A 12,835-nucleotide genomic window follows, 5' to 3' on the forward strand; every position below is an offset into this window, starting at 1 on the left:
AGCCGTTCCGGTGTGATGACTGTAAAACGCGACTACCGCCATGACTATGGGGCGAAATACGCTTGGGCTTATGAGCCTGGCTCATGAATCAGATCCCTTCATTGAGTACGTTGCCGATCGCCTCCTCACACTGCAAGATATTATGGTGGTGACAAGCCAGCGGGATAATCTTGAGCTGCGCGCAAACCGCGCCCAGCCCATTATCTTCCAGCGCCAGCAGCGGCGCCGTGACCGCTTCCGGCAACTGCGGGTTACCCTCCATCGCCTTGAACAGCGTCACTTTCGTGGTCTGCAATCGGCGGCTCAGCCTTCCCTCTGACAGCCGCCGCTCCGCCTGCCCGGCGGCCATGGCGCGTGTCGCCGCCTCCCCCTCGATGCCCAGCGCAGGCAGCAGTTGCTCCAGCGGCAGCTCCGCCGTGGTCTGCCGATAGAAGCTGTCCAGCAGATACAGCCGCACGTTACGGCAGCCGCGCGCCTCCAGGCGAGCGGCGATCTCCAGCGCGATGATGCCCCCCAGCGACCACCCGAGAATGCGCACCGGCCCGGCGTCTTGCAGCAGGCCGGCGGCAATCATGTCGTTCAAATACCGTTCGGCCAGCTCGCCGAGCGAGTCGATGGTCGGTTGATGGTAAAGATTATGGTTATCGACGCCATAGCAATTGAGTCGCCCTTGCAACGGCTGAGCGAAAGCATGAAACGCCTCCGCGCCCACCAGCGCCGGGTGGATCATCCACACAGTGGGCACGCCGTCTGTCCGGCGGTTAAGCGGCATGACCAAACGGCGCTCGTTGGCGGCCAGCAGATTTTTCAGGGTGCGGCTTTGCAACAGCTGCACCACCGGCACCGGCGCGGCCATCAGCGCCCCCATGCCGACGCACAGGGAGATCGCCTTGATCGAGGTGCCGCCCAGCAGGAAGAAATCGTCCGTCATGCCGACCTGCTCGCACTGCAGCGCCTCCTGCCACAATGCGCACAACTGCCGCTCCAGCGCGTTCGCGGGAGCGACATAGGCCTGCGGCTCATTCGCCGCCGGCGCCGGCAACGCCTTGCGATCCAGCTTGCCGCTGGAGTTGTACGGCAACGCTTCCAGCCGCACCAGCGCCGCAGGCAGCATGTATAGCGGCAATTGCCCGCTCATAAAGGCCAGCAGCGCCGACTCCTCCAGCGGCGCCTCACTGACGTAATACAGCGCCAGACGCTGCCGATGCGCCTCTGACAGCACCACGGCGCAGCAGGATTTGATCGCGCCGAACGCCAGCGCACATTGCTCGACCTCCCCCAGCTCGACGCGGTAGCCATTGATTTTCACCTGAAAATCCATACGGCCGAGGAACTCCAGATTGCCGTCCGGCAAATAGCGCCCGGCATCGCCGGTGCGATAAAGCCGCTCCCCCAGTTCCGGATGGTAGATGAATTTTTCCTCGGTCAGCGACGGATTGCGGTAATAGCCGCGCGCCACGCCGGCCCCACCGATGTACTGCTCCCCCGGTAAGCAGGGCGGCAACACGCGCAGATGGCGATCCAGCACATAGAAACGCTGATGGGCCATCGCCCGGCCATAAGGCACGCTGGGCGCCAGGATCGGCGTTTCCGGAATGTCGTACAAAATCGACCAAATGGAGCTTTCGGTCGCGCCCCCGGCGCTGACGACCCGGCACCCTGGCCGCCATTGGCGAATGCGCGCCGGCAGTGAACGCGAGATCACCTCGCCCACCAGCACCACATTGCGCAAATGCGGCCACTGCGCCTGCGACGCGTCGGACTCCAACTGCTCCACCAGTAGCGTCATCACCGAAGGCGCGGAATTCCAGAAGGTCACCCCCTGAGTCATCAACAACCGATGCCACGCCTCCGTCTGATAGCGTTCGGTTTCGGACGGCATCACGATGGCGCCGCCCACCGACAGCAGGCCGAAAATATCGAACACCGAAATGTCGAAGCTCAGCGCGCTGAGCGCCAACCCGCGATCGTCCGCGCCGAGTTCCAGCTGGTGCAAGGTATCGATGATGCTGTTCACCGCGCCGCGATGTTCTATCGCCACCCCTTTCGGCGTGCCGGTAGAACCGGAGGTGAAAATTACATAGGCCAGCGCGGAAGGCGCCGGCAAGACCGGCTCACCCGGCGCCGCCGGCGGTAACGCGTTGACCGCACCTTGCGGATCGATCGTCAACAGTCTGGCGTTACCGTGGGCCGCCCACGCCCGGCTGCTGAGGATAATCCGGGTCTGCGACTGCGCGACGATATCCAGGCGGCGGCGTTCCGGCCAGGCGCCGTCCAGCGGCAAATAGGCCTTGCCGGCCATCAGGATCGCCAGCACCGCAATGATTTGCGCCCGCCCTTTGTCCACCATCACCGCGATGGTGTCGGCGCGCATATCCGCATGCTCGCGCAGCTGCAACGACAGCGCCAACGCACGCCGATACAGCTCACCGTAGTTCAGCTCACCCCATTCATCGACGATCGCCACCCGCTGCGGATCGCGCTCGGCCTGACGGATAAAATCATGATGGATGGCGCGTTCGAAATCGTAGGCCGGCGGACAGGATTGACGGAAGGCGCGCTGCCGCGCCGTTTCACTCGCCGATACCAGCGCCAACTGACTGACGCGCTGCTCCCCGTGATTGACGATCTGCGTGAGGATCGTCAGATAATACTCACCCAACAGCGCCAGCGTGGCCGGTGCAAACAGGGCGGTGGCATAGTTGAAGATCGCCCTGCCGCCTTGCGGCGCCGACTGTATGCTCAGCGTCAAATCGAATTTGGCCGCCTGATAGTGTGTCAACAGATCCTGCGGCGCCAGCCAGGCTGGCGCTTCACCCGCCTCTTCCAGCGCGAACAGCGTCTGAAACAGCGGATGGCGCGACAGATCGCGCGGCACCTGCAGTAGCTCAATCAACTGATCCAACGGTAAATTCTGATGCCGCTGCGCCTGCAGCACGCCATCAAAGACCCGATGCACATAATCGTTCAGCGACGCCGCATCGTCTATTTGCGAGCGCAACGGCAGCGTATTGACGAAGAATCCGATCGCCGAGCGGATCTCCGCCACCGGCCGGTTAGCGACCGGCGTGCCGACCAGAATGTCTTGCTGGCCGCTGAAGTAACCGAGCAGCAGATTAAAGGCCGCAAGATACAGCGCAAACGGCGTGACGCCTTGCCGCCGGGCGAACTGCGCCGCCTGCATCGTCAGGGCCTCCGGCAGCGCGATGACGTGATTGGCGCCGCGATGATCGAAGCGCGCCGGCCGCACGAAATCGAGCGGCATCTCCAGCGCCTGCCACCCATCCAGCGCTTGTCGCCAATACGCTTTCGCCTCATCCGCCAACGCGGAGTCCAGCCAGCGCCGCTGCCAGACGGCATAGTCGCCATATTGCAACGGCAACGCCGCCAGCTCAGCCTCCCGCCCTTGCCGCTGCGCCTGATACAGCGCATCCAACTCCTGCAGCAGCACCGGCTGCGACCAGCCGTCAAACGCCAGGTGGTGCACCAGGATCAGGCTGTAAGTCACCCGCCCGCCATCAGGCTGCACCACCTGGTAAACGCTCGCTCTGATCGGCAACTCCGCCTCCAAGGCAAACGGCCGATCGATATCCTGCCGCAGTCTGTCCGGCCAGCGCGCCGCCTCCAGCGCCACGCGCTCCAGCGAAAGCGTTTGTTCACAGGCCCGGGCGACGGCAATTTGGGACGGCTTCTGGGCAATCAGGCTGTGCAACACCTGATGCCGGGCGACGACCGCCTGCAGACTGCGCTCGTAAGCCGTCAGACAGACCTCCTCGCCGAGACGGAACAGCATCGGCACATGATAAAGATTGCCGCCGCCGTTCAGGTTCTCGATAAACCACAGCTGCAGCTGTGAGGCGGAGAGCGGATACTCGCGTTGCCGCAGCGGCGGGATCGACATCGGCGCGGCGCCCTCCCCCTGCCGCAGCAACGCACGGCACAATGAACGGATCGTCGGGAACCGGCCCAGCTCGCTCAACGTCACCTCGCTCCCCAACCGCTGACCGATCTGGTAACAGGCCTGGATCGCCAGAAGGGAATTGCCGCCCAGCGAGAAAAAATTGTCCTCCACGCCGATATCCTGCCGCTGCAACAGATCGCGCCACACCGCCAGGCAAGCGTTCTCCCGCTCGTTCTGCGCCGCGACAAACTCGCGCGCCGTCCTTTTCGGCGGCGGCAACGCCTGTCGGGCTATCTTGCCGTTTTCGGTCAGCGGCAGCTGTGCCAGCTGCATCAGCGCCTGCGGCACCATGTAAGGAGGCAGTTGGCTGCTCAAATGCTGCGCCAAATCCTGCGGGGCGATCGCCTCATCGGCAACGAAGTAAGCGGCCAGACAGGGCTGAGGGTCGGTGACGAGCACGCAACAACAGGCGGTCACCCCCGGATAGGCAAGCGCGGCATGCTCTATTTCACCCAGCTCGATGCGGTAGCCGTTCAGCTTGACCTGCTGATCGAGACGCCCCAGGAACTCCACATTGCCGTCCTCGAGCCACCGGCCCGCGTCGCCGGTGCGATACACCCGCTCCTGCAGCTCCTCATGCCAGAAGAAACTCTCGGCGGTGCGTTGCGGATCGCCGTAATACCCGCGCGCCAACCCTTCACCGGCCAGATAGATCTCCCCGCGCACGCCCGGCGCCGCGGGCCGTCGTCCGGCATCCAGAATGTAGCAACGCTGGTGCGGCAACGGTTTACCGTAAGGGATGCTGACCGAGCGAATTTTCTCGCCTCGCGGCACCTCATACAGCATGGTGAAGATCGCCGCCTCCGTAGCGCCGCCGGCGCTGCAGAAGCGGACGTGCGGCGCCCAGGCCAGGCAGCGTTCCGGCAGCGAGGTGGCGATCCAGTCGCCCCCCACCATCACCGCCCGCAGCGCCGGCGCAGGCCCGGCCGCCAGCCCCGTGCCGTTTACATAGTCCAGCAACAGCTCCATCAGGGCCGGTGCGCTCAACCATTGCGTCACTCGATGTGTCATCATCAGCTGATACCAGGCTTGCGGATTGACCCGATCTCGCTCGGCCGGCATCACAACCGCGCCGCCCGCGCTCAACGGGCTGAAAATATCGAAGATCGCCAGATCGAAGCTCAACGCGCTCAGCGCCAGGCTGCGATCCCGCTCGTTGAACCCGAAATACCGCCGAACGCCTTCCAGCATGTTCACCGCGCTGCGATGTTCGATCGCCACGCCCTTGGGCGTGCCGGTCGAGCCCGAAGTGAAAATGATATAGGCCAGGCTGTCAGGACTGGCCTCCACCGCCGGCAGACGCCTCTCCGGCAGCGGCAACTGCGCCGCCAGCCCGCCGGCATTCAGTTCGACCAGGTTGATTTCGTCGCAGGCCCAGGGCACATCGCTGAGCAACGTATTGATGCCGGCCTGCGCCATCACCTTCAGCCGCCGCTGCGGCGGCCATGTCGCCTCCATCGGCAAAAACGCCTTGCCGCACATCAGCGCCGCCAACAGGGCGATCGGCTGCCGGCGCCCCTTGTCGGCGACGACGGCGATGGCGTCGCCGGTCATCTTGCCCTGCACACGCAGTTGAGTGGCCAGCGTTAACGCCGCCTCGTGCAGTTCGCCGTACGTCATTTCCCCCTGCGCGTCGATCACCGCGACGGCCTGCGGATTGCGCTGCGCATGCCGCACGAAATCCTGTTGCAGGCAGCGTTCAAACGCATAGCTAAAGGCCGGCGCCGCAGGCAGCGCCGGGCTCTGCGGCTGCAGACGAATATTTTCCAGCGGCCAGTCATCGTGGCGCGCCATCTGTTGCAATAGGGCGAGATAGTAGCCGGCCAACCGATCCATCGACGCTTTGCTGAACAGCGCCGACGCGAAGTTGAAGCGCGCGCGCATCTGCTCCCCCTGCGGCGTCAGCGTGAGCGTCAGATCGAACTTGGCAGTGCGCTCATCCGCGCTCAGATCGACCACCGACAGCCAGTCCGGACGCGCCGGTGCGCCGCTCTCGCCCTCCAGCGCGAACATGACCTGGAACAGCGGATGCCGCGAAAAGTCGCGCGGCAGCGCCAGAGCGTCCACCAGCGCCTCCAGCGACAGCGTCTGATGCTGCTGCGTCCGCAGCGTCGTGGCCGCAACCTCTCGCACAAACTCGGCAACGCCCTGACGGGGGTCGATCTGCCGGCGTAAAGGCAGCGTATTGACAAAGAACCCGATCAGATTCCCCAGCTCAGGGCGATTGCGGTTCGCCAGCGGCGTACCCACCATGACATCGTTCTGACCGCTGTAGCGGGCAAGCAACAGCATGAACCCCGCCAGCATCACGGCATGCAGCGTCACGCCCTCTCGGCGCGCCAACGCCTCCAGCGCCTTCACCAGCGCCGCCGGCAGCGGCACTTCGCTGTTGTCGCCGCGTACGTCGAAGACCGCCGGCCGCAAAAAATCCACCGGCAGCGAGAGCGGCTGCCAGCCCGCCAGCTCTCGTTGCCAAAAGGCCAATTCGTCGGCCCGGCGCTGCACATTTTCCGGCGCGTGTTGCCAGCAGGCATAGTCGAGGTATTGCAGCGCCGGCTCTGTCGCCTTACGCCACGTTCCCCGATAGCGCGCGTCCAGCTCCTGCAGCAGCACCTCAAGCGACCAACCGTCAAAGACGATGTGATGGAACACCAACAGACAAACGGCCGTTTCCCCGCCCGCCGCATCGCGGTAACGATAGCGCGTGGCGCGCAGCGGCAGCTCGCGCGTCAAATCCATCGGCCGGCTGCAGGCCTGCGCCAGCGCCATGTCAAACTCAGCGCTGCTCACCGTCAGCAAAGGCACCGGCAGCACGGCGTCGCTGACCCACTGGCTGGCTTCGCCCCGCTCATTCTGGCGAATCAGGCTACGCAGGATCTGGTGGCGCTCGACGATCGCCTGCAGACAGTCCGCAAAACGTTGGTCATCGATGTCCGGCGCCAGCCGCAGCAGCACCGGCGACAGATAGTGCGTGGCGTCCGCCGACAGTTGCTGAACAAACCACAATCGCGACTGCTGAAGCGACAGCGGCCCCTCCCGCAGCTCGCCGGGGAGGATGGGCGGCTCATCCGACGGCGCCTGCCGTTGAGCGGCGATATGCTCGCTCAGCGCGGCCACCGTCGGATGCTGATTCAACGTCAGCACCGAGATCTTCGCCCCCGGCAATTTATTCACTTCGTGACACAGCCTGATGGCCATAATGGAGTTGCCGCCGAGGCGGAAGAAGTTGTCGTCCATGCCGACATGGCCGCCCAGCAGCCGATTGAACAGTGTAGAAAGCTGAGTCTCCAGCGGCGTGCCCGGTTGGCGAAACGCCGTTTGCCGCTCGACCGGCAGTGGTTCCGGCAATGCCCGGTAATCGACCTTGCGGCTCACCGTCAGCGGCAGCGCCGACAGCGCCGACAGCGCCGACGGCAACATATAATGCGGCAGCTGCGCCGCCAGGCGTTGCAAGAGGTCGCCGGCCTGCGGCGTCGCGCCGGGCTTCGGCACATACCAGGCCGCCAGTTGGTCCGTCGTGCCGGGGCGCAGGGTCACCACCGCCTCGGCCACCTCGGGCAGCGCGCGCAGCTGCATTTCGATCTCGCCCAACTCGATGCGATAGCCGTTGATCTTGATCTGCTGGTCGTGTCGTCCGAGATAGTCCAGGCTGCCGTCGGCCAAGCGCCGTACCCGGTCGCCGGTGCGGTACAGGCGCCGGTAAGGCTCGCGCAGTTCAAAAGGATTGGCGACGAATGCGGCTTCCGTCAGCGCCGGCAGGTTCAGGTATCCGCGCGCCAGGCCGGCGCCGGCCAGACACAGCTCGCCCTCCGCCCCCAGCGGCATTAGATTGTCATGCTCGTCAACCACATAACAACGCATATTGGCGATGGCGTGGCCGATATTGCGCGCGCCGTTGCGGCGATAGATATTCAGACTGGCGCTGACCGAAGCCTCGGTCGGGCCGTACAGATTGGCAACCTGCATGCCGCAGGCCAGGTAATGGTCGAGCGCCTCCTGCGCGGTCGCCTCGCCGCCGGTCGCGAGATAGCGCACCGAAGCCGGCAGGTCTGGCAAGGTGCCAAGCAGCGCCGGCGGCAGGAAACAGGCTTCGATGCCCCAGGCCGCCATTTGGCCGCACAACAGCGCCGGATCGCGCCGCTGCGCCTCGCCCGCGATGAACAGCCGGTGGCCGTTGCTCAGGGCCATGAACACTTCAAACACGTGCGCGTCAAAGGCCAGCGACGCGAACTGCAGGCAGTTGAGCGCGCCCGATTCATTGCGCAGCAAACGCTGCGTATGGCCCCGCACCATGTTGGCCGCGCCCCGGTGTTCACACAGCGTGCCTTTCGGCCGCCCGCTGGTGCCGGAGGTGTAAATCACGTAGGCCAATTGCCGGGCTTCGACATTCGGCAGGCTCGCGGCATCCGCATCGGCAAGCGATTCATCCGCCGCCAGGCAAACGCCGTCCGGCGCCAGACGCCGCGCCTCCCCTTGCAATGCGCTTTCCGTCAGGACGATGGGGCTGTTCACCTCTTGCAGAATATATTCCAGGCGCTGCGCCGGCGCCGCGGGATCCAGCGGCACATAGGCACCGCCCGCCTTCATGATGGCCAGCATCGCCACCACCGCTTCCGCGCTGCGCTGCAGATACAGCGGGATCAGCGTCTCTGGCGGCATGGCGGCGCCGCGCAACCGGCGATATTCTTCCCTCAGCCGTATTGCCAGGCGATCGCTGCGCTGTGCCAGTTGGCGGTAGCTGAGCGAACCGTTGGCATCGGTTACGGCGATGCGTTCCGGATGACGGCGCACCTGGCGAGCCACGCCGTCGAGCAGTGTCGCTCCTAGGTCGGCCGTGTCCGGCTCGCTCTCCCAGGCGTCGCGGCAGCGTAAAACCTGCTGCGCCGTGAGCTGCGGCCACGCGGCTATCGGCGCGTCCGGTTCGGCTAGCGCACGCTGCAATAGCCCGAGATACTGATCCGCCATCTCCGCCATTTGCGTGGCGTCGAACAGATCGGGCCGATAACGCAGGCGAAACTCAAAGGCCTGCTCGGTCGGCTGATACTCCAGCAGCAGTTCCGAACCGGCCAGATCGACGTTGTAACGGTGATTGACGCCGATGCGGCAACCGTCAAGCGCCAGCGGCGCATCTTTCAGGTAAGCCTGAGTGAAATTGACGTTCAGCTCGCGCACCGGGCTGAGGTTCAGCATGTCATAAACCGGCAATTGGCTGTGCCGCAGCTTGCCCGTCGCCTTGAGCGCTTTGCTGTAGGCCAGCGTCGCGCGGTACAGCTGGTTGAACGTGGCTTGCGGGGCGAGCGTTAAGGGAAACACCGCGGTGTTGACCTGGGCGCCGAAGAACAGCGGCTCGCCGCCGTCCGGCGCGACGGGATAACCGATATGCACCGTGTCCTGCGCGGATTGCCGGGCGATCAGCAACGCCCACAGCGTTTTGAATATCAGGAATGGGTTGGCATACCTGACGCCGGATTTCAGCGCCTGCCACTCGGCGAACGGCAACGTAAAGCGCACTTCGCCGGCGCCGGGTGCTTCGGGGGCTTCACCGGGGAGATAAGGCAACGCTACGCGCGGGGCGCATTCGGCCAACCGGTCGCCCCAGAATGACGCGGAAGCGAAGTCCTGCTTCAACGCCGCGATATCCGCCTCATAGCGCCGGTACAATCGACAAATGTCCGTTTCATCCGCCTGCGGCGGCGCCACGGCAGCCCCGCGATTGTAATAGGCGGAAACGGCGTTGTAGAACTCCTGGCCGGACAGGCCGTCGATCAGGATGTGATGAACGACAATGATCAAATTATAGCGCTGCGGCGCCAGCTCAATCAGGTAGAAGCGGCACAGCGGCCCCTCCCGGAGATCGAACGGCGTATTGATTAATTTGCCGACATCGCAATCGGCATCAAGCGTTTCCAACGCAATTTTCTTCTCCGTCTTTACCCAGCGTAATTGCGGCGAGCTGTCGTCGAGGACATGGTGAAACAGAATATAGTCCCGGCACACCCCGTCGACCGCCGCGCGCAGTCGATCGACGTCCAGCGCCCCCTCAATGGTCTGATCCAGCACCAGGTTGTACTCGCAGGAGTGTGGATTAAGGACGTATTCATTCCAAAACGTGTGGGTATAGGGTGAAGCGATGATCGCGCCCATGAATCAATTCCCTTTTAATATATTCCAATAATATATGAATAGATATTTATGCATGGCATAAATAACGTGATGGTTATGCGATTGAGCTGTTAGGCGAAAACTTAAAAAACATAAGAGCGAATATTATTTTATTTTTATAAAAATAAAGCTACAAAAACACAAATAAACTAAAACCAATAAAAACAATGACATAAAAAATAATTTATCATTTAAAAATGAATCCCGGCTTTTCATTCATAAATAAAATAACTATTGTAAATAAATTAAAATCAAGGATGGGAATATATTTAATATAAATAAATCTAATTTAAAGGTATCGCGGAAAAATCGATAAAAAAGAGAATCTTCTTAAATTAAAACACGCATCTTTCAGTTGCGCTATTCCAAAGCGTACGGTGTCGGAATATCCTATACTCGTTGCAGGATGCAGTTTCCCTCCCATTGAATGCCAGTACAGGGAGTCACAAATGGCTATTTTCGCCCACTTGCGGGCAATTTTTTCAGCATTATTGGCAGAATTATCTGATGAATAAAAAACGTCCCGTCTTGACCCCGGCAACCCTGTTATTGCTGCAGCCGGTCTGCATCGGTTCGGCCCTGGCGGCGGATCAGAAAGACAGCGATACGCTGGTGGTAATGGCGCAACCCATCGGATTGACCGAGCTGGGATCGCCGGTGTCCGTCAGCGTGATCGACGGCCAGGACCTGCGCAACGCCGCACCGCAGATTAACCTGTCGGAAAACCTTGGCAGCGTGCCGGGTCTGCAGCTTCAAAACCGGCAAAACTATGCGCAGGATCTGCAGCTGTCGATACGCGGATTCGGCAGCCGATCGATGTTCGGCGTGCGCGGGGTGCGCATGTACGTCGACGGCATCCCCGCCACCATGCCCGACGGCCAGGGACAAACCTCCAACATCGACATCAACTCCGTCGAGCGCATCGAGGTGCTGCGCGGCCCCTATTCCGCGCTGTACGGCAACGCTTCGGGCGGGGTGATCAACGTTGACACCCAGACCGGCGCCCAGCCGCCAACGCTGGAGGCCGGCAGCTATTTCGGCAGCGACAACACCTGGCGCTACGGGGTGAAAGCGACCGGCGCCACCGGCGACGGCACCCAGGCCGGCGACGTCAACTACACTATCTCCGGCACCCGCTTCACCACTCAGGGCTATCGCGATCACAGCGCCGCGCGGAAAAACCTCGGCAACGGCAAGCTCGGCGTGCGGTTGGACGACGTCAGTACCCTGACGCTGATGTTCAACAGCGTCTCCATTGACGCCGGCGATCCGGGCGGCCTGACCGAAGCGGAATGGAAGGAAAACCCGCGCCAGGCGCCGCGCGCGGATCAATACAACACCCGCAAGTCGCTCGATCAGACCCAGGCCGGTCTGCGCTATCAGCGCCAGATGAGCGAGCGCGACGAACTGACGCTGACCGCCTACCACGGCGAGCGCCACACCACGCAGTACCAATCCATTCCACGCGGGCCGCAGCTCAACCCTACCCACGCCGGCGGGGTGATCGTGCTGGAAAGAAAATATCAGGGCATTGACACTCGCTGGAAGCATGAGGATACTCTCGCCTCGTTACCGGTAACACTGATCGGCGGTCTGGATTATGAAACCATGACCGAACGCCGGCAGGGGTTTGAAAACTTTATTCTGCGAGACGGCACAGTGGACTACGGCGAGAAAGGCGACCAGCGGCGCAACGAGAAAAACCGCATCTGGAACCTGGATCCTTACCTGCAAACCTCCTGGCAACTGACGCCGCACTGGACGCTGGACGCCGGCCTGCGCTACAGCACGGTCAGCTTCGACTCGACCGACTACTACATCACGCCGCGCAACGGCGACGACAGCGGCAGCAAACGCTACCACCAGTGGCTGCCGATGGGCTCGCTCAACTATAAAATCAATCCGGCGTGGAACGTTTATCTCTCCGCAGGCCGCGGCTTTGAAACCCCGACCATCAACGAACTCTCCTATCGCCCCGACGGCCAGGCCGGCCTGAACATCGGCCTGCAGCCGTCCACCAGCGACACCGTCGAACTGGGCAGCAAACTGCGCCTCGGCAACGGCCTGGTGAGCGCCGCCCTGTTCCAGACCGATACCGACAACGAGCTGGTGGTGGCGGAAAGCAGCGGTGGGCGCACCAGCTACGCCAACGCCGGCAAAACCCGGCGGCGCGGCCTGGAACTGGCGCTGGATCAAGAGTTCGCGCTGGACTGGCGCCTGCATATGGCCTGGACGCTGCTGGACGCCACCTACCGCAGCGAAATGTGCGGTAAATCCGGCTGTACCCCCGCCGGCAATCGCCTGCCGGGCATCGCCCGCAACATGGGCTACGCCTCGCTGGCCTATGCCCCGCCGGAAGGCTGGCACGCCGGCGCGGAACTGCGCTACATGAGCGACATTCAGGCCAATGACGCCAACAGCGCGCAGGCTCCCTCTTACACCGTGGCCGGCGTAAACGCCGGTTATCGCTTTACCTGGAACCGCTGGGCGCTGGACGTGTTCAGCCGGGTGGACAATGTTTTCGATCGCCGATACGTCGGTTCGGTGATCGTCAACGAAGGCAACGGCCGCTACTTCGAGCCGGCGCCGGGGCGCAACTGGGGTGGCGGCGCCACCTTGTCTTATCGCTTTGAATAAGGCAAAGCACCTTAAGGTTAAAAAACGGGATGGGTTTTACGTCACCCTAGCGGCTTCTCGCTGAAATAATAGGGA

The 12,835-nt window shown here is 62.7% G+C and carries 2 protein-coding genes; one reads left to right on the plus strand and one right to left on the minus strand.

What is annotated here, in order from left to right:
• Positions 1–88: 88 nt before the first annotated feature.
• Positions 89–10,105 (minus strand): non-ribosomal peptide synthetase, encoded by a 10,017-nt coding sequence (locus SERRSCBI_RS14980; protein ID WP_042784939.1) that lies wholly within the window; start codon positions 10,103–10,105, stop codon positions 89–91.
• A gap of 525 nt (positions 10,106–10,630) precedes the next feature.
• Between SERRSCBI_RS14980 and pqqU the strand changes: the two genes are divergently transcribed.
• Positions 10,631–12,760 carry a TonB-dependent receptor PqqU gene (gene pqqU, locus SERRSCBI_RS14985; protein WP_369795873.1) on the plus strand — a complete coding sequence of 710 codons (2,130 nt, stop codon included), beginning with the start codon at positions 10,631–10,633 and terminating at the stop codon, positions 12,758–12,760.
• The last annotated feature ends 75 nt before the right edge of the window (positions 12,761–12,835 follow it).

The organism is Serratia sp. SCBI (genome assembly GCF_000747565.1).
In the GTDB taxonomy this organism is placed as follows: domain Bacteria; phylum Pseudomonadota; class Gammaproteobacteria; order Enterobacterales; family Enterobacteriaceae; genus Serratia; species Serratia ureilytica.